This is a genomic window from Mesorhizobium sp. M1C.F.Ca.ET.210.01.1.1 (genome assembly GCF_004791585.1).
Lineage (GTDB): Bacteria > Pseudomonadota > Alphaproteobacteria > Rhizobiales > Rhizobiaceae > Mesorhizobium.
This window is the reverse complement of the sequence record NZ_SRUU01000034.1, coordinates 23,140-41,748: the sequence shown is the minus strand read 5'-3', so window position 1 is coordinate 41,748 and position 18,609 is coordinate 23,140. Positions and strand designations below refer to the sequence as shown.

The window sequence follows — 18,609 nt, the reverse complement described above, 5'->3', positions numbered from 1 at the left end:
GCCGGGTAGAGACCGAATGGGCAAGGCGATGGTCAATGTTGAACGCCGGCAGCTAGCCGCCGATCTGATCGCGCGGGGAACGGCGTCGTGATGTCTGCGCCGGGACTGGCTTACGGTCCGTTGGGTGAGAGGTGCATGCATCTTTGCGTCGACATGCAGCGGCTCTTTGCCGAACCATCGCCTTGGGCGACGCCTTGGATCACCCGTGTCCTGCCGCGGATCGAAAGTCTTGTCGAAAGACGCGCCGCCCAGACCGTGTTTACCCGCTTCCTGCCGGCACGCAAACCGGGGCAAGGCATCGGCACCTGGAAGCGTTACTATCAACGCTGGGCGTCGATGACGCTGGGGGAGATTGGCTTCGAAATGGCCGATCTCTTGCCCTCGCTGGCACGGCACTGTCCACCGGCGGCCATTATCGACAAACATATCTACTCGCCCTGGTTCGAGGGCAAGCTCACGACTCTTCTGGCGGAGCGGAAGATTGACACCTTGGTGATCACCGGCGGCGAGACCGACGTATGTGTGCTCGCCACCGTATTGGGAGCCATCGACTTCGGCTTCCGTGTGGTGCTGGTAACCGACGCGCTGTGTAGCTCGTCCGACGCCACGCATGATGCGCTGTTGACGGTCTACCACCAACGGTTTGCACAGCAGGTCGAAACGGTGGAAATGGAGACGATCCTCTCAAGCTGGACTTGATGCGAAGCTGGAATTCCGCCCGCCGAGCTGATGCGAGACGGCTGGACCCGTCAGTGCTTCGTCAAGCGACCGCAATATCGGCGAAAGACGTGTCGGCTGAGCGCGATGGCACTTCGAGCTGTCCAGACGACCCCTTACCTGTCAATGCAGTCGTCCGGTAGTGCCGAGCATCTGAGGCGTAACCGACCCCAGGTCCAAAACCGCGTCGCATGGGTCCATCCGGGCTCGGTCCGCCCAGTTCGCGCTGGGTCAGGCGAAAGGGCAAGTGCCTTCCGCAGCACATACCGGGCCTCAAGCGGCCCGATCGAGGCCCGCCCGTCCACTTTTGCGGGCAGGTTTTGCCCAATCGAGCTGCCCCTTTAGGGCAAGTCTCGGCGCTTCGTTCATCGAAAGGAACGAAAGCGATTCTGGGGAATTGGGTACAAGCATTTGAATATTGTTGCAGGAGGAAAACATGGGACGAGGTATTCTGCTCTGGCTGCTCGGCGTTCCGATCCCGATCATTATCCTTTTGATGCTTTTCGCGCGTTAGGAGCCGACGATGACCAATGCCTTCTCCGCGGTTGACGAACCTGCCGCGATCGAAACAGCCAGCTCTGCGGTCAGTTGGGGTCCTATTGTGGCCGGCGCTTTTGCGGCAGCCACCCTCACAGTCATCCTGATGCTCGTCGGTTCAGGGCTTGGCCTGACCATGATGTCGCCCTGGGGCAGCGCATCCGTGACGACATTTGCGGTCTCGACCGCGATCTGGCTCGTCATCGTGCAATGGCTGTCATCCGCGCTAGGCGGCTATATTGCTGGGCGGCTTCGCACCAAATGGGTCAATGTTCATACCGACGAGGTGTATTTCCGCGATACGGCGCATGGCTTCCTGGCTTGGGCCTTGGCCACCTTGCTTGTGGCCACCGTCCTTGGCTCGGCGATCTCCGGAATTGTCGGGACAGGCGCCCAGGCTACGACCGGCTTGTTGAGCGGCGCCGTCGCCGGAGCGGCTTCGCAGGCTTCATCGGCACAGGCGCCGTCCGCCAATGATTTGGCCGGATACTTCGTCGATTCGTTGTTCCGACCGGCCGATAGCGCCGCCGGGGCACCGCCTTCGGCTGGTACGCCCCAGAACAATGCCGATGTCGCCGGAGAGGCGACACGCATACTGGCCATCAGCGCGTGGAACGGGGAGATGAGCGCAGACGACAAGGCCTATCTCGCGCGCCTGGTAGCATCGCGCGCGGGCCTTTCCCAGGCTGATGCCCAGAAGCGGGTCGACGATGTCCTGGCGCGGGTCGATAATGCCAAGAACAAGGCCAAGGTAGCCGCCGATAAGGCTCGCAAGGCAAGCGCCACGACCGCACTGGTCGGGGCTTTGTCGCTGGTAATCGGCGCCTTCATTGCAGCCGTTGCTGGAGTGCTTGGTGGCCGCCAAAGAGACGAGGACGAGGCTCGCTTTGCGCGAAACGGCTGATGCGCATCGCCGCCTCGCGTTCGCCGCCTAAAGGCCGGCAAATCCCGCGTCTGATAGCCGTCGCTACTGGTCGCGAGCGGAATGGCGGCCATGAAATTCAGACCGCTCGGAGCGATCCGCAAATCCACTGTCGCCAGCTCGCGAATGGCCAGCCTCATTGCCTCGGCGCCTTGGGCGCGAGCCACGGGCGGACCTTCGACCGTGGTTCTCGCCCTCCCGCCCACCGGCGGCAGGCACTTCTTGCGCGACGATCGACGCCAAATTGATGCCGATGGACGGGCGGCGCGTGATGGCCGCCTGCGATCGAGTTGATCGGCGACGTGACCCATGTCGAGGGAAAGGGTGATCGTGAATTTAGGAATTCCAATCACTGTCGACGCCGACACCGTTAGGCTTGAAACCCCACGTACGGCCTAAGCGCAAGACGACGCTGGTGGACAACGACGCTGGTGGACAAGGGAACCTAAAGAAAAACCCGCCGACCTAGGCCGACGGGCCATCTTCCCTCAAAGGCTGTGCGCCCCTTTCCCGGATGGTCCGCCCAACCCAGGAACCCTGCACAAGGCCCTTTTAGCTCATGTTCCCCCGATGGCGCTGTAGCTTCGCCGCAACAGCGACGCAGATTCACAGTTTGGAAGGTCAGCTTTCGTGCCGGAAATCCTGCAGCGAAGTGTGGCGAAGGTCTACGCTGTCTCATAGATCGGGCCGCGCCTATTTTTTGGCCATTCTTAGAGAAATTCCAGAGCGTCCTCGATGCATGCGAGTTCTTGGAGCAGGCTGCTTCCGCTCTTGACGAAAACAGGGCTATCGAACATCCGGTCGTTCATAGGATCCTCCAAATCGAACGAACAATTGAGTGTTGGCAGAGCCGCGATGTACAGCAATGTCTCTGCCCTAGAGGCGTTTGAGCATTTTTGTCGTCAAGAGGGTTCTCAAACCCAGATTGATCCCCGCTTGGCGCGAACGCAGGTTTGGTCAAGCTGAGAGCCCTAAGAGCCTGACTCGAAACTCGCCTATGCACGACGCAGAGTTGCCTTTCGACGAAGCAGAAGGCGGATGGAGGCGATGAAGATCCACGCTTCGGCGCTGGCGATGGTCGCCTCGAAGTCCTTGGCGAGCCGGCGACAACGTCCCAGCCAGGCGAAAGTTCGCTCGACGACCCATCGTCGAGGCAGCACCTCAAAGCCCTTGGCATCGTCGGAACGCTTGACGATTTCGATGGTCCACGTGCCGAGATCGGTCAGAGCCTGCGTCAGCTTTTCTCCGGCATAGCCGCCGTCGGCGAACAGATGGCGCAACCAAGGATAAAGCCGTCGAATGGAAGCGATGACGCCTACTGCCCCATCCCTGTCCTGGATATCGGCCGTGTGCACCGTCAGCCCGACCAGATGCCCTTCGGTGTCGGTGATGATATGGCGCTTGCGGCCTTTGATCTTCTTGCCGGCGTCGTAGCCACGCAGACCGGTGAGGTCCGTGGTCTTTACCGATTGGCTATCGATGATGCCGGCGCTGGGCTTGCCTCGCGACCGAGTGCAAGGCGTGCTGCGGCCACCAAGTGGAAGTTTATGGTCTTCCACAGCCCATTGTCCCGCCAGGCATAGAAATAGCGTTGAACCGTCGAAACGGGCGGGAAGCGATCCGGCAGCGCCCGCCACTGGCAGCCGGTCCAGGCGATATAGAGGAGCGCGTCCACCACCACCGCTCGAAGTTCAGTCGTCCGCGGACGTCCCGTCGCCTTCGCTTTCGGCAAAAACGGCTCGATCAACTCCCATTCCTTGTCCATCAATGCGTTTGCATCTCGCTGCCCCGCGCGGCAATATTGCCACCGAGTGGCCTTCGTCCAACTCATGTCATGATCTCGCTCGGTCTAGGGGGTGTACTCATGATTCCGCCATGTCCGCTTGAGGGCGAATGTGTACTCGGCCAATGGATGTTCGACTGACAGAAATGGGCAATAGGCAATAATAGAATCCCTTGGAGCTAACTGGAGATCGAAAATGAGGTGGGGCCCCACGACCTCGGTTCAAGGCGAATACCTCATGACACTCTACGTCCCAATCGTCGAAGCGAACAAGCGCGCGCTGCAGGCAGCTTAAACACTCGAATAGCGGCTCCGAGATTTCTCGGAGCCGTACGTGATCTCTCCGGTGCCACTCGCTGATTGAAACAACCGGCTCTTATCTGGAAGGAGCGCTTGGCTTCCCCATAGGTGTCCGAATTCAAGCCCGAGGCATAACAATGGATCGTTTAATGCAACCGAGATCGGCGATCCGGCTTCTTCGCGAACCCCAGGATAAGATGCGGTGCCATCGAGAGCGGCAAGGCAGCGCGAGGGTTTTCTTCGAGCAACTCGGCCCACCGCTCCATTCGTTGCGTCATGGTCGGAATGTCGCGGCAGGATGAGACCGGACGTTCTTGAGCCCGGGCCCCGAGAGGCCGACCGGATTGCGTACCGATCTTGAGCAGACATCAAGTAGCGGTATCTCGTGGCACAGATCTGCCAGCTTTCTCCTATGTTTCAGCTCCAAAGCAAGATTCCACAGGAGCAAGTGGACGGTGAATGAAAAAGTAAAGTGAAATCCTTGAGTTCCAAGGCTTCGCGCTCCCGTGCCGCAGTACCTCTCAGTAACCCTGAGCAGGCGATTTTGGTACATCTCTGTTCCCTTCCCGCTCTCCACAATTCCGTTATCCAAGCGACCTCTAATGTGATAGGGTGCCGACCACCTAGCCCGCATCCGGCCCTGTATCCCTTGTACGGCCAAGCGAGCTTCGTCCGGGGAGGGGCCGGCCACTTCAGGCAACGACCGGGCCCTCTTCCCTTCTCTGCCAATGCGGTTATCCTCACATTCAGCCCGTAGCCTGGGAGTCCCCCTCCTTGGACAGTGCTGCTGGCTAGAGGGCTGCCCGGAGTGGCCCTCTTTTTTCACCCGATAAAACGATGAGACGTCGGACTTCGGTGGCACCCAATTGACTCGAAGCTGACCTTTTTTGGGTGTATCTTCGTCAAGTCGTTCGTACCGGATAGAGGCACGCGGACTGCATGGAAGCGCTACGATGCTTTCGCCCGGTACCGGGAGGCATGGCATGTTAGCGCGCAGCTTGAGAGAGCCCATCCATCAGGCGAAAACGATCAATCACAAACCAGCAAGTGCTGCTGCCAAGGAGATTGTCCGCCAGGCGCTCCTAAGCGGGCAGTTTGGCGAAACGGTCTCGGTCAGGGCAACCATAGCGGCAGTTCGTGAACTCGGCTCCGAACTCATTGAGACGGATTGCCAGCTCACCGAAATCATCATGTTTGAAGCCATTAACCTGGGCCGGTTCATCGCCTTCGATCTGCATGAGTGACACGCACTCCAGCTAGTGAAGCGTTTCCGAGCGTCTCCCATCAATCGCGAGTAGCTCGCGAAAGCCTCATTCAATCAATGTGTGGCGCGAGACCCTGGCCGCTCCCGGCTCAAACCGATATGCGCATAGCAATTAGCAAGTTTCTTTCGATGGAGGTTGAAAATCACCCCGCGAGGTAGTACCTCCTGAAAAACTGGTATTACCGAGGTGTGAGCAATGGCAACGACTGTCACTGCCAAAGGACAGGTGACCATCCCTAAACCGGTTCGCGAGCTGCTCGGGGTGGTTCCCGGCAGTAAGGTCGATTTCCGCCGCGCCGATGACGGTAGCGTAGTCATTGTACCGAGCGACAAGAAACGACCCGCGAGCCGCTTCGCGAAATTGCGCGGCCATGCCGGAAAGGGGCTTAGCACCGACGCGATCTTGGCTCTTACACGTGGCGACAAGTGACGTTGGTCGACACCAACGTCTTGCTCGACCTGGTGACTGATGACCCGACCTGGGCGGATTGGTCGATCGCTGAGCTCGAGAAAGCGAGCCTCCAGGGTCCGTTGTTGATCAACGATGTCGTCTATGCCGAGCTCGCCGTTCGGTACGATCGCATAGAGCATCTCGATGCTTTTCTTGATCAAGCGGGTCTCGAGATGGCTGCAATGCCTCGTTCGGCCCTATTTTTGGCGGGGAAGGTTTTTACCAAGTACCGGAAGTCGGGCGGATCGCGCACGGGCGTTCTGCCGGACTTCTTCATCGGCGCCCATGCTATCGTCAGCGGGCTGGCACTGCTCACCCGAGATGTCGGTCGCTACCGCGCCTATTTTCCCGCGCTGAGACTGATCGCGCCCAAGGCCTGATTGCCTGGCAGGCAGAACGCCCCTATCGGATTAGCCTTGCCGCTCGCCCGAGCTGCCGCGCGGCATCGTTGCAATAGCGAGGACAGATCGATGCTGGATGCTGCGACCATCGCTTCCGGCAGAGGGATACCGCGTCGAGCGGCTTCGGTCAGAAAGCCGGAACGCAGTCCGCGCGCGCTGACAGCTTCTGGATCGAGATCCGAGATCCCGCCTGTAACCAAAGCGCGTCTGCGCCTCGATGCGGAGCGCTCCAGGACTGTCTGCAACGAAGCCAACGTTCTTGTCCGGCCAGGCCTTGACTTGCGATCTGCCGCGGGGCGATCGCGCCGCCAAGTCTGGTACGGTCCGCTGCCGCCGAATCTCGCCAAAGCGGTCCGCGAAAGCTCCTCGCATTCGCCAAGGTTGCAATGTGGTTGTCCTCATTGAGCTTGGCATCGTCGAGCCCGAAGCGGTGGTTGGCCCGCCGCGCGATACTCACATGGTCGATAAAGTCGAGGATCGCTGATGCGCGTTCCAGCGGACGCAAATAACGCGGCGCCTTTTCAATGAGCACTGGCTTGTGGCCGGTCCTAGCCTGCATCACACCGCGCTCGGCTGTCAGACCTGGAGCGTTGGTTCACCCAGCTCGGGGCTTTGAAGAACCCTATCCGGATTTCATGGGACTAACCCATGTTGGATTATGTGGACCAACAAGCATCTGTGGCCGCTGCATCATCAGGCGACTGTCGAGCAAGCACAATTCCACCTTCGGCGACGTTCAGCGCAAATGGACCGCGATATCATGGCTCGGAGCGCGGCGGTTCGGCAGCCGCAACGTGGGGCCGCGCAATTGTTCAGTGTTGGCCGGGGTCAAGTCTTTTCGCAGGCCGCCATGCTCCAACGCAACCGATAACAGAATAATCCCGCCGACCGCGGGCAGCCCAGCCATAGGGAGTGATCAGAATTCCACTCGCGATCCGAGGCCTTTGTCGGTCGCACGCCGCACGGCAAGATTTGCCACGACCAGATCCTGAAGGGACACGCCGGTGCCGTCGAAAATTGTAATCTCCTGTGCCGATCGGCGTCCCTCCGCCATGCCTGCAATGACGGCGCCGATCGAACCGCGAATGTCACTTTCCCCGATCAGGGCCTGTGCGTAAGCATGCTGAAATTCGCCTATGCTGAGTGACTGTGCCATCTCGTCGACGAAGAGCGCCGCGGCGGAGACAAGCTCCGGATCGAGCTCTTGCTTGCCCCGCGTATCTGCCCCCATGGCGGAAATATGGGTTCCGGGCACGACCCACTCTCTTTCGACAAGCACCTTGGTGGAGGGCGTGACCGTGACAAGGATGTCAGAGAGCCGGACGGCGTCCTCGCGGTTTTTATGGGCGCGGTAGGCAATGCCAAGCTCGGCAACCGTCTTGCCGAAGGCCGTCAGATTGTCTGGCGAGGGATCCCAGGCGTGGACGGTCTTAATGCTGCGGACAGCCAGAGTCGCCTTGAGCTGATAGACAGATTGCGTGCCCGTCCCGATGATCCCGAGTGACTCGGAATCGGGGCGCGACAGGTGCTTCGTGGCGATCGCGCTTGCCGCTCCGGTGCGGATGCCTGTCAAGTAATTGGCGCTGACCAGAGCCGAAGCCCGTCCTGTATCGGGATCGAAGAGCAGCGTCGAGGACTGATGATTGGTCAATCCACGTGCCAGATTGTGTGGCCAGTAGCCGCCAGCTTTGAGGCCGAGAAACGGCACGGAATTGTCCGCGCCGGTCTTTACGCCGAATACTGCATCCGCGTGGCCGACCACCTCCCGCACGACAGGGTAGTTCCTCGCCAAGCCGCGGGCCATGGCGCAGAAAGTCTGCTCGACCGCCTCCAGGGCCTCCTCAATGGCCACAAGATCCCGAGCAAGTGTTTCGGAGATGACTAGCATGGATTCCCCTGGCGGTCTCAGGCTTCGAGGATGAATTCATCGATCATGACGTTCATGCCTGCCAGCATGCCGCCGTCGACCGGCAGGACTACTCCCGAAATATACGCAGCATCGTTTGACCCTAAGAAGGAAACAGCCTTGGCGATGTCCATCGGCTCGGCGACGCGGCCAAGCGGATACCAACGGCCAAGCTTCTCGAAGACGCCCGGGTCCTTTTGCTGGCGAATGGTCCAAGTGATGTTGTCGGTGCGCACTGAACCGGGAGAGACGGCGTTACATCGAATGCCGTCGCGGCCGAATTCGGAGGCCACCGACATGGTCAGGTTGATAATGCCCGCCTTCGCAGCGCTGTAGCTCGGATTGCCGAAATAGCGCATCCCGTTTACCGACGCGATGTTGACGATGGCGCCGCCGCCCCGGGATCGCATGCGCGGGAGGACGACGCGTATGCAATGATAGGTGCCATTGAGATTGATATCGATTTCGCGATGCCAGGAGTGGAGGCTTATGCCCTTGAGATCGCCTGCGTCGGTAAAGGCTGCGTTGTTGACAAGCAGGTTGACCGGACCAAGCGCGTTCTCGGCCGCGACGAAGGCACTCTCCACCTGATCGGCATTTGTTATGTCGGCCTTGACAAAAACCGCACGGCCGCCGGCCTCAACGATCTGCCTGACCGTCTCGCTCCCCTTAGGCTCGTCGATTTCGAGAACTGCCACTGCAGCGCCTTCGCATACCAACTGGCTGGCGATGGAACGCCCGATCCCGTGGCCTGCACCCGTCACGACCGCTATCGTCCCGTCATGGCGAGCCATGTCTAATCTCCCGGTCGCCTGTCCAGGCGGTTGCTCTTCTCACCGATCAACCACTACCGGCCGTCAATGCGGTCTTCCAATGCAGAACGGGCATGGCAGGATCAGTATTTCGCATTCGCCTACCGATATCCTGGGACCGTAGGGTGTCCTCGATTGGCTGGCCGGGTGAAATCCGCAGGAGCTTTGGCCGGCGTGGCAGATACAGGGAACATTCAATGAAGAACATCGTCGTTACCGGCGGCAGCGGCAAGGCGGGCAGGGCAGTCTGTCGTGGTCTGGTGGAGCACGGTTACAGCGTCTTGAATGTCGACGTGCAGGCTTCAAAGGATCCCGTCTGCCCGTTCTACAAAGTCGATCTCAATGATCTTGGCCAGGTGATCGACGCTTTGCAGTGGGGCGGCGGCAAGGATCACCCTTTCCGCAAGTTCCGCACGCCAGACGCCGTGGTGCATCTGGCGGCCATTCCGGCACCCGACCTGATGCCCGACGATGTCATTTTCCGCAACAATGTCGTGACAACCTATAATGTCTTTGACGCGGCCATCCGGGTGGGCGCCAAGCGGATCGTTTGGGCGTCGAGCGAGACCACGTTGGGCCTGCCTTTCAGCCCATCCAACCCGCCTTCCTATGTGCCGATTGACGAAGACCATCCCATGCGCCCGGAAAGCGCCTACTCACTGTCGAAGGACCTTGGCGAGGAAATGGCCCGACAGATGCAGCGGTGGAACCCCGAGACGACCTTCATCGGGCTCAGGCTTTCCAATGTCATGGAACCGTCGGACTACGAGCGTTTCTCGTCCTGGCAGCATGACCCGCATGTCAGGAAGTGGAACTGCTGGGGCTACATCGACGCGCGCGATTGCGCCCAGGCAGTGCGCAAGGCGCTCCATGTTGATCTCGTCGGCGCAGATCATTTCATCATCGCCAACGCCGACACCGTAATGGAGCAAGGAAGCGCTGAACTCATGAGATCGGTCTTTCCTGACGTACAGCTCAAGCGCGAGATCAAGGGGCGAGAGACGTTGTTGTCGATAGATAAGGCACGACGTGTCCTCGGCTATGAGCCGGAGTTTAATTTCGGACGAATCTAAAACGCGTCGTTATAACTATACTACTGCAACACAACAGAAGGCGATTAGATCTGCCTTTTGTTGTGCTGCGCTTTTTTTGCGAAAAGCAACTGTGTGTGTGCCGCCATGCATCTTATGCCGCATCTTCATGCCTCCATGCGATAATTGTATTTTCACCTATCGTTTTGCAGGCGCACAGTGTCTTTGTCAGTGCGGCGCCTCGGTGCTGCCGCTTCGGGTCGAAAGAAGAGAAACACCCTATGAGGAGAACAAGTTCATGACTTTCAGCATTCGCAAAGCGATGGCTGCGTCAGCCTTCGCCGTGGGCATGGCTTGGGCGGGCAGCCCGGCTTATGCCAAAACGCAGGTCAACTTCACTGTGGCGGAGTACAGCTCCAAGACTGGTCCGTACTTTGAGGAAGTGGCGGCGGCCTTCGAGAAGGAGAATCCCGACATCCATATCAACATCCAGGTGGTTCCGTGGGACACGCTCCTGCAGCGGCTAACCACCGATATCGCCGGCGGCCAAGCCCCCGACATTTCGATCATCGGTACGCGCTGGCTGGTTGACTTTGCCTCCCAGGGCATCGCCGAACCGGTCGATTCCTACTTGACGCCAGAATTCAAGTCGACCTTCATCGACACTTTCATGGCGCCGTCCGTCATCGATGGCAAGACCATGGGGCTGCCGGTCGCCGCTTCTGCCCGCGCCATGCTGGTCAACACCGAACTGCTCGACAAAGCCGGCGCCAAGGCTCCCGCCAACTGGGACGAGTTCTATACGACTGCCGAGAAGCTCAAGGCTGTTCCCGACACCTTTGCCTTCGGTCTGCAGGGCAAGGAAATCGAGACCGACGCCTATTTCTACTACAGCCTTTGGACTCACGGCGGCGACATCTTGAAGGGTGATGGGACGTCGGGCCTCGACACGCCTGAGGCACTCCAGGCTGTGACATTGTACAAGAAGATGATCGACGAAGGACTGACCCAGCCTTCTCCGACCAACTACACCCGTGAAGACGTTTTCAACCTCTTCAAACAAGGCAAGGTCGGGATGGTCTTCACCTTCCCGATGCTCATTCCCCAGATCAAAGCCGAGGCGCCGAACCTGAAGTACAAGGTCCTGCCCTTCCCGGAAGGCAAGGCCAAGGCGACCTACGGTGTGACCGACACGCTGATGCTCTTCTCTTCCTCGCAAGTGAAGAAGGAAGCCTGGAAGTTCATCGAGTTCGCCTACAAGGACGAATGGCGGACCAAGTTCGATCACGGCGAAGGCTTCCTGCCCGTAACGAAGAATGTCGCGGCCGAGAAATACTACACCAGCGATCCTGACATTGCCGGCTTTGCAGCGGGCCTGCCCTATGCGAAGTTCGCTCCGACCATCGCGAATTGGGAAGAGATCGCCGACACGACAGTTCGCGCCTTGCAGCAGATCTATCTTGGCCAAGCCAAGCCTGACGAAGCGCTCAAGGCTGCCGCGGCCGATATCAACAAAATTCGCAGCAAGTAGGCGCTGCCGCAAAAGATGGGCGGGCGGGGGTAGCCCGCCCATTTCCCTGAGCGAGCCTCAATAGCCGTGGAACGGGACGATGAAATCGCGGACGCGCATACCGACGACACCCCTGTTGATGATCCTGCCGAGTTTCCTTCTGGCGATGTCGATCATCGGCTATCCGATTCTTGACCTCGCCTGGACGTCAATGCAGGAGGTCAGCCGCTTCGGAAAGATGATGGGGTTCGTCGGCTTGGTGAATTTCGCCGAAGTGTTTCGCGATCCGCTTTTCTATTCATCATTGGTGCGCACGGTGATCTGGACGGTCGCGGTGGTTGGCGGAACGCTGATCATATCACTGCCGATCGCGATAATGCTCAACGACGATTTCTATGGTCGAGGCCTTGCCCGCGTAATTGTTATGTTGCCCTGGGCGATTTCACTCACCATGACAGCCGTGCTCTGGCGCTGGAGCCTCAACGGTCGCGCCGGACTCATCAATGCGACGCTGATGGATTTCCACATCATCACCGAGCCGATCGAATGGCTCGCCACGGCTCCACTTGCCTTCACCGTCGAGATCCTTGTCGGTATCCTGGTCTCTATTCCGTTCACAACGACGATCTTTCTTGGCGGTCTGTCCTCTTTGCCGCAGGATTCTTATGAGGCGGCGGTTGTGGACGGCGCCAAGCCCTGGGAACTGTTCCGCTATATCACGCTGCCGCTGATGAAGCCCTTCATCAACATCGCGATCGTGCTCAACGTCATCTATGTCTTCAATTCGCTTCCAATCATCTGGGTCATGACGGAAGGCGGGCCCGCCAACGGCACCGACATCCTGGTGACCTATCTCTACAAACTGGCTTTTCGCTTCGGCCAGCTCGGTAAAGCGTCTGCGATCTCGCTTATCATGTTCTCTGTGCTGTTCGTCTTCACCATCGCCTATGTGCTGATGGTGATGCGGCAGGAACACGACAGCGCTGACGAGGAGGTGAAACATGACGCCTAAGCTGAAAAAGAGCCTTCTTTACTGGCTTTTGCTGTCACCGCTTTGCGTTGTTATCCTGTTGCCATTCGGCATCATGTTCGTGACCGCCCTGCGACCACGCGACGAACTCTTCGTCTACCCGCCTACCTGGACCTTCAGCGAATTTCGTTGGGAAAACTTCGCCGAAATGTGGGTGAAGACCAATTTCGGCGGGGCGCTTCTAAACAGTCTCTATGTCAGCTTGACCTCGACGATCATCGCGATCGTGCTCTCTATTCCTGCCGCTTACGCGCTGTCGCGCTACCGCTTTTCCGGTAAAGGGCTCTACAGGAATTTCCTTTTGATGACACAGATGATGTCGCCGATCGTTCTTGTCCTAGGCCTGTTCCGACTGATGGTGCATCTCAACCTGGTCAACAGCCTCAATTCGCTGGTCGTCACCTATGTCGCCTTCAATATGGCCTTCACGATCTGGATGCTGCAGAGCTACTTCAACACGATTCCGCGCGAGCTCGAGGAAGCGTCGTGGATAGATGGTGCAACCAGCTTTACCAGCTTGGTGAAGATCTTCTTGCCGCTGGCCGTTCCGGCCATGGTCGTGACCGCGATATTCACCTTCATCAACAGCTGGAATGAATTCGTGCTGGCGCTCACCTTGATCCGTAGCCAGAACGACTACACGCTGCCGGTACAGATATTCTCCCAGGTGGCTGGACGTTACCAGGTCGAGTGGCACCACGTCATGGCGGCGACTGTGCTTGCCACGGTCCCTGTCGCCATCGTCTTCTCCTGGCTGCAACGCTATCTCATCCGCGGCATGGCGCTCGGAGCGGTCAAATAAGCCTTGGAAATATAAGGACCTCCCAACATGGCATCGGTTACCATCAGCGGCGTCGAGAAGTGGTTTGGCACCCTGCAGATCCTCCATGGCATCGATATTGACATTGAGGACCAGGAGTTTGTCGTCCTGGTCGGGCCATCCGGCTGCGGCAAATCCACGTTGCTGCGCATGATCGCCGGCTTGGAATCGATATCGGACGGTGAGATATCGATCGGCACACGGATGATCAATGACGTGCCGGCCCGCGACCGCGACATCGCCATGGTCTTTCAAAACTACGCCCTCTATCCGCATATGAGCGTCTTTGACAATATCGGCTTCAGCCTAAAGTTGAGGAAAAGGTCGAAGCAGGAGATTTCGGAAAAGATCAACGAAGCCGCCGAGATACTCGATCTTACGCCCTATCTGGAGCGCTCGCCGCGACAGTTGTCGGGGGGACAGCGACAACGCGTTGCCATGGGCAGGGCTCTGGTCCGGGATGCGCAGGTCTTCCTCTTCGACGAGCCGCTTTCGAATCTGGATGCCAAGCTTCGGGTTGTCATGCGGACTGAGATCAAGGCCCTTCACCAAAGGCTCAAGACCACGTCGGTCTATGTGACACATGACCAGATAGAGGCCATGACGATGGCGGATCGCATCGTCGTCATGAACAAAGGGCGTGTGGAACAAACCGGTACGCCGATGGATCTTTATGACTTTCCGGCCAATCTGTTTGTGGCGGATTTCATTGGCTCGCCGTCAATGAATTTCATCGAGGGCATCGTTGCCGCTGACAACGAGGGGCCTTTTGTAATGGCTAAGGATAGAACCCGGCTCGCCATCTCACGCGAGTCTTCAGCCGCCCTGGGCCAGAAGGTTGTCTATGGAGCAAGACCTGAACATCTGGTCTTGGCTAGTGGAAACGAAGGCTTTGACGCGACCATCGAAGTCATCGAGCCGACTGGCCCTAACATACAGATCTTCGCAGACGTCGCGGGACAGCGAATTTGCGCGCTCTCCACTGAACGTCGTACCCACAAGCCGGGACAGAGGATCAGATTGCATTGTCCTGAGACGTCCGTTCACCTTTTCGATGCATCTTCAGGCGCAAGGATTTGAGAGCGTCTCTCGCAAGTATCCTGTAGCGAATGTTATCCCGAAGCGCGTTAAGTCGAAAAGGCTTCGAGCCACGCGCCTTCCGCATTTCGCGCGACATGCATTAAAGCCCCTGACGCCATGTTGGTGCAGGGGCTTTCTTTGTTGCCAGGCGCGAGGTTTGCAATCAGATCGGTGCTAAACGGGCGCAGGACATCTTCAGCAGCTCCTCACCAGCCGTTGATGCGCGGCCATTCGACGATGTTGCCATCATGGTTCCCGGCAATGGCATGATATCGATCGTACATCGCCGCGGTCATGCAGGCATGGTTGGGGAGAATCCGCACCTTGGAACCCACTGGCAAGGCGTCATAGGGGAAAGGCCCCTGGCTCACCAGGAGGCCGTGTTCTTGGTAAACATGGCCGACAGTGACCCCGGAAATCCGTTCTTGGCAATGGACGTCCATGACCATGCCGAAACCGACATCCTCCCTCAGGCCCGAAGCCGCCGTGCTGCGATCCTTGGACAAGGCAAGCGCGCCCGCATCGATGAGGGCAGTGTTGAACTGGGGCCGATGGCCGATGACCGTCGCCAGAACGGAAAGCGAAATGTCCTCCCGCCCACAGGAATAAATCTCGGACTGCATGACATCGCCGAACATGTAGACGCCGCAACGCACCTCCGTCACGCCGGCAAAGTTCACACCATGGGTCGCTGTCGGTGTCGAGCCGACGCTAACGACCGGAACGGCAAGGCCAATCGCCCTTAGCCGTTCAGCAGCGGACACTGCTACGACACGCTCTTCCTCCGCCACCTTGCGGATATCCTCGATGGTGCGTGATTGATAGGAATGACCGGCATGGGTCAGCACGCCCTCGAGCCGGGTTCCCGGCAGTTCGGCAAGCGCCCGGCCGATATCCAGCAATTCCTCAGAACCGCAAAGAACGCCGGCACGCTGCTCGCCTGAATCGAGTTCGATGAGAACGTCAACCACAATGCCCAAGTCGAGGGCTTGCCGGTTGACTTCCCGGACAAGGCCTAGCTGGTCGAGGATGACGCTCACCTTGATGCCGCGTTTGACGAGTTCGGCGATCCGAGCCAGCTTGTCAGGCAGAACGGTAACGCCATAGGTAATGTCGGAGATTCCGTGGCTTGCGAAATATTCAGCTTCCTTGAGAGTCGACACCATCACCCCGCCGAAATTTCCGGCGATCGCTACGCGTGCAACATCAATGGATTTAGCCGTTTTCATGTGAGGCCGAAACCGGACGCCATGGTCCTTGAGCCGGCGGGTCATCCGGCGCGTATTTGCCTCGAGCAGCATCCTGTCCAGGATCAGGCTCGGTGTGCTGAGATTATTCAATTCCATGGTTCCCCTTGCGCAATTCGTGTCGGAGTTCAGGCGCGCGGCCACGTCACGTTGCGATCGACGGGGAAAATCGGCCGCGGCATGAACTTAAAATCGAAACGTGTGAGAATTGGCGATGACAGGCCGGGCGCGTCCACCTCGATCACCTGGTCTGGCCCGAAGAATTCGTCAAAGCCGGCACGGAAATGACCGCGTGATTTTACGACGATTGAACGCGCCTTGCTGATGTCGATCCCCATCATCTCGAAGAAGACTGGGTCGGCACACTGCGTACGTATGGAGATGATGACAACCTTGATGCCTTCGACGTCGAGAAGCACTGTCGTGCCGAGATCGAGCCTGCGATTGGCATAGAAACCTCGGCGGCCGACACAATCGCCGTCGCGGATCCGTAGCACGGTCGCATTGGCTTCAAATCGGCGGGAGAACCTGTCTGGCTCAACCCGGTTGAAGACCGCCCGGAAACGAGCGCCTTCTCCCAATTCCATGGCCTCCCGCGCCAGCGCCGGATCGTTGAAAATGCCAAGCACGGCTCCATTGGCTCGAGCCTTGATCAAGGCCTCGAGAAGCCATGTCGTGTTGCCGTTCGCCCCGCCGCCGGGATTGTCGGCGACATCGGCGAGGATAACGGCTGGTAGGCTCGGATCTTCTCCAGCGGCGACCGCTTTTGCCACCGCCTCGTCGAGTGGGGTGAGGTGCGGATCATAGCGCCGGTAATCACTCCAGGCATACTCGGCAATATCCTGAGCTACTGCCTCGGCGACGGCGCGGTCGCTGCGGGCGGTCACGATGATGCACAGGCCGTTTTTTGCTGTGTCGGCATAGGCAAAACCGCCGAGTATCGAGACATTCATGATCTCGCCGCCGGACTTGGCCTGACCATATCTCATCAGATCGGCATAGGGTCCCTTGTCGGTGAGAAGGGTCACGGTCGGCGGGCAAACTGGCAGGCGGATGATTGCAGACGCCGGCCGCAATCCAGATAGCATAGAGCTCATTGCAAAAGCCGCCTCGCGACCGCGGGCGACCATGTCGACATGCGGATTGGTCTGGTAGGCCACCACCAGATTGACTGCCTCAACCATCCGGTCGGAGACGTTTCCATGAAGATCGAGAGTCGCGACGATGGGGCAGTCTTTTCCGACCACGGAACGCGCCATTTCGAAGATATCGCCGTCGGGATCTCGGTCTTGTGTCGTGATCATGGCGCCGTGGTTGCATATGTACACCCCGTCGAGCGGCATTGCCGCTTCAAGCCTACCTTTCATGTCTTCCAATGTCTGGGCGAAGAAATCATGGTCAATCGGTCCACCTGCCTCGACAAGGCCGATCAGTATCGGAGCGGCTTCCCATTCGACGGAACTGTCCATCGTGGCGCAGAAGCTGTGCATTTCCGCAGGGATCTTCGACTCGTCCTTACGGAGCTCCTCGGCCATTTCGATGCCGGCCACGTAGAGCCGACTGAGGAAATCATCGCGCCCGGTTACCGGAGCGAAGCTGTTGCTCTCCAGCATAAGTCCCAAAAGGGCGATTTTCTTTTTTCGGAACATAGACCGCACTCTCTCTTGCACCTCCAGGGAGGATAGGCCGGTGTGTCGGCCTCCTCCAATGCAAGCTTGGCCTTGTTCGATGCGTGAGGGGTATCAGTAGTTCTCGGGTGAGAGGAGTTCTGCCGGCCTGGCCTCACCGTCCAGCATCGACCACAACTCTTCCGCCATCGCGGGCAGCCGCTCGCGCGAGCGGAAGATGCGAATTTCAACAGGGATGAACCATCTTTTGTCGCCGGCCAATACAAGGCTGCCGGATGTCAGTTCTTCTGAGATACTGCTCTCCGGAAGCCAAGCCATGCCTCGGCCCTCGCGACTTAGCGTTTTGAGTACAGCCGCCAGTTGGCTGACGAAAACCTTATCCAGGTAGACCGGTTCTTCCACATTTTGGATCATGTGTTCGACAGCCTGCCCGATCGCTGACGTTTCAGTATAGGCTAGGTAGTGAACGGGCTCTTCCTCTGTGCCAGGAAGTTTATCAAGGGGGGAGCCGGCGGAATCGGGCAGTGTAACCGGCAGTAGCCTGTCGGTGCCGACAAGCTTCGACGTGAAGTGCATCGGCGGCAAATTCATCTCGACCTGCGGGTGAGCGTGGCTGATGGCAAAATGGGATTCACCCTTGATCAGCGACTGCATGCAATCGTTGAACTGGCACGAATCCAGCCTGATGTTGAAGGTATGGGTCTTGGCCTCGATCGACCTGATCCAGTTGGGAAAGAAGGTCAGTGAAAGGCTGTGCGTTGCAGAAAAGCGGATGAGATTGGCCGAAGTCTCACCGACCCGGCGTGCATCCTCCCGTCCCTGAAGGAGTCTTCTAAGTACCTCCTCGGCGACAGGCCGGAACCGTTCACCCGAGGGCGTTAGACTGATCGGTTGGGTGGTCCGATCAAAGAGCTTCGCGCCGACCCAGTCCTCAAGGCTCTTGATACGTCGGCTGAAGGCTGGTTGGGTAGTGTAGCGCGCCTCGGCCGATCGGGAGAAATTTCGAGTGTCCACCAGGCTGAGAAAGTCCTCAAGCCAACGGCTTTCCATTTCGCTCCCCGGTCACTCGCTTTTAGTCCCAGTATTGTCAAAACGAAGGCCATGTCCAGCCAAGTTATGACGTCGTTTCGCCGCTCCTGCCCGTCATGCCCATGGCGCACAGGCTGGAGA

Annotated in this window: 17 protein-coding genes; 10 read left to right on the top strand and 7 right to left on the bottom strand. The window is 58.6% G+C overall.

What is annotated here, in order from left to right; all coding sequences use genetic code 11:
- The first annotated feature begins 90 nt into the window (after positions 1-90).
- Positions 91-699, top strand: coding sequence for a cysteine hydrolase (locus EN853_RS27835; RefSeq protein ID WP_127862271.1), 609 nt, complete (start codon positions 91-93; stop codon positions 697-699).
- Positions 700-1,240: 541 nt separating this feature from the next.
- Entirely contained in the window at positions 1,241-2,158 is a 918-nt protein-coding gene (locus EN853_RS27830; RefSeq protein ID WP_127862230.1) for a hypothetical protein, read from the top strand.
- A gap of 1,013 nt (positions 2,159-3,171) precedes the next feature.
- On the opposite strand, the gene EN853_RS27820 is transcribed toward EN853_RS27830, so the two are convergent.
- Positions 3,172-4,007, bottom strand: a protein-coding gene (locus EN853_RS27820; protein ID WP_210234813.1) for an IS5 family transposase whose coding sequence is annotated in 2 segments (ribosomal slippage) — positions 3,172-3,677 and positions 3,677-4,007 — 837 coding nt in all. Because the reading frame shifts where the segments join, the coding sequence is not laid out codon by codon here.
- 1,235 nt (positions 4,008-5,242) lie between these two features.
- On the opposite strand from EN853_RS27820, the gene EN853_RS27815 reads away from it, so the two are divergent.
- From EN853_RS27815 to EN853_RS27805, 3 genes are all read left to right on the top strand, one after another.
- On the top strand, positions 5,243-5,503 hold the full coding sequence (locus EN853_RS27815) for a hypothetical protein (protein ID WP_127862232.1): 261 nt from the start codon (positions 5,243-5,245) through the stop codon (positions 5,501-5,503).
- A 216-nt stretch (positions 5,504-5,719) separates the two neighbouring features.
- Entirely contained in the window at positions 5,720-5,953 is a 234-nt protein-coding gene (locus EN853_RS27810) for an AbrB/MazE/SpoVT family DNA-binding domain-containing protein (protein ID WP_127862233.1), read from the top strand.
- Positions 5,950-6,354 carry a type II toxin-antitoxin system VapC family toxin gene (locus EN853_RS27805; protein WP_127862234.1) on the top strand — a complete coding sequence of 135 codons (405 nt, stop codon included), beginning with the start codon at positions 5,950-5,952 and terminating at the stop codon, positions 6,352-6,354. Before EN853_RS27810 ends, EN853_RS27805 begins: the two co-directional genes overlap by 4 nt.
- 148 nt (positions 6,355-6,502) lie before the next feature.
- On the opposite strand, the gene EN853_RS27800 is transcribed toward EN853_RS27805, so the two are convergent.
- The 3 genes from EN853_RS27800 to EN853_RS27790 all read right to left on the bottom strand — a co-directional run bounded on the left by EN853_RS27800 (position 6,503) and on the right by EN853_RS27790 (position 9,075).
- Positions 6,503-6,907, bottom strand: coding sequence for a hypothetical protein (locus EN853_RS27800; RefSeq protein WP_127862235.1), 405 nt, complete (start codon positions 6,905-6,907; stop codon positions 6,503-6,505).
- A gap of 384 nt (positions 6,908-7,291) precedes the next feature.
- Positions 7,292-8,263: an ornithine cyclodeaminase family protein gene (locus EN853_RS27795; RefSeq protein WP_127862236.1), complete on the bottom strand. Its 972-nt coding sequence runs from the start codon at positions 8,261-8,263 to the stop codon at positions 7,292-7,294.
- A gap of 17 nt (positions 8,264-8,280) precedes the next feature.
- On the bottom strand, positions 8,281-9,075 hold the full coding sequence (locus EN853_RS27790) for a glucose 1-dehydrogenase (protein WP_127862237.1): 795 nt from the start codon (positions 9,073-9,075) through the stop codon (positions 8,281-8,283).
- A 215-nt stretch (positions 9,076-9,290) separates the two neighbouring features.
- On the opposite strand from EN853_RS27790, the gene EN853_RS27785 reads away from it, so the two are divergent.
- The 5 genes from EN853_RS27785 to ugpC all read left to right on the top strand — a co-directional run bounded on the left by EN853_RS27785 (position 9,291) and on the right by ugpC (position 14,564).
- Complete coding sequence (locus tag EN853_RS27785) at positions 9,291-10,166, top strand: NAD(P)-dependent oxidoreductase (RefSeq protein WP_127862238.1); 876 nt, start codon at positions 9,291-9,293, stop codon at positions 10,164-10,166.
- 307 nt (positions 10,167-10,473) lie between these two features.
- A complete protein-coding gene (locus EN853_RS27780) occupies positions 10,474-11,655 on the top strand; it encodes a sugar ABC transporter substrate-binding protein (protein WP_348631614.1) in 1,182 nt (393 codons plus the stop codon).
- A 79-nt stretch (positions 11,656-11,734) separates the two neighbouring features.
- Positions 11,735-12,646: a sugar ABC transporter permease gene (locus tag EN853_RS27775; RefSeq protein WP_127862239.1), complete on the top strand. Its 912-nt coding sequence runs from the start codon at positions 11,735-11,737 to the stop codon at positions 12,644-12,646.
- The gene (locus EN853_RS27770; protein WP_127862240.1) at positions 12,636-13,466 is read left to right on the top strand and encodes a carbohydrate ABC transporter permease; all 831 of its coding nucleotides are present in this window, start codon (positions 12,636-12,638) and stop codon (positions 13,464-13,466) included. Before EN853_RS27775 ends, EN853_RS27770 begins: the two co-directional genes overlap by 11 nt.
- 27 nt (positions 13,467-13,493) lie before the next feature.
- A complete protein-coding gene (gene ugpC, locus EN853_RS27765; protein ID WP_127862241.1) occupies positions 13,494-14,564 on the top strand; it encodes a sn-glycerol-3-phosphate ABC transporter ATP-binding protein UgpC in 1,071 nt (356 codons plus the stop codon).
- A gap of 206 nt (positions 14,565-14,770) precedes the next feature.
- Here the strand turns inward: ugpC and EN853_RS27760 are convergent, their stop codons facing one another.
- The 3 genes from EN853_RS27760 to EN853_RS27750 all read right to left on the bottom strand — a co-directional run bounded on the left by EN853_RS27760 (position 14,771) and on the right by EN853_RS27750 (position 18,489).
- Positions 14,771-15,910, bottom strand: coding sequence for an alanine racemase (locus tag EN853_RS27760; protein ID WP_127862242.1), 1,140 nt, complete (start codon positions 15,908-15,910; stop codon positions 14,771-14,773).
- 29 nt (positions 15,911-15,939) lie between these two features.
- Positions 15,940-17,460 carry a M81 family metallopeptidase gene (locus EN853_RS27755; RefSeq protein ID WP_127862243.1) on the bottom strand — a complete coding sequence of 507 codons (1,521 nt, stop codon included), beginning with the start codon at positions 17,458-17,460 and terminating at the stop codon, positions 15,940-15,942.
- 93 nt (positions 17,461-17,553) lie between these two features.
- Positions 17,554-18,489 (bottom strand): LysR family transcriptional regulator, encoded by a 936-nt coding sequence (locus tag EN853_RS27750; protein WP_127862244.1) that lies wholly within the window; start codon positions 18,487-18,489, stop codon positions 17,554-17,556.
- Positions 18,490-18,609: the final 120 nt, after the last annotated feature.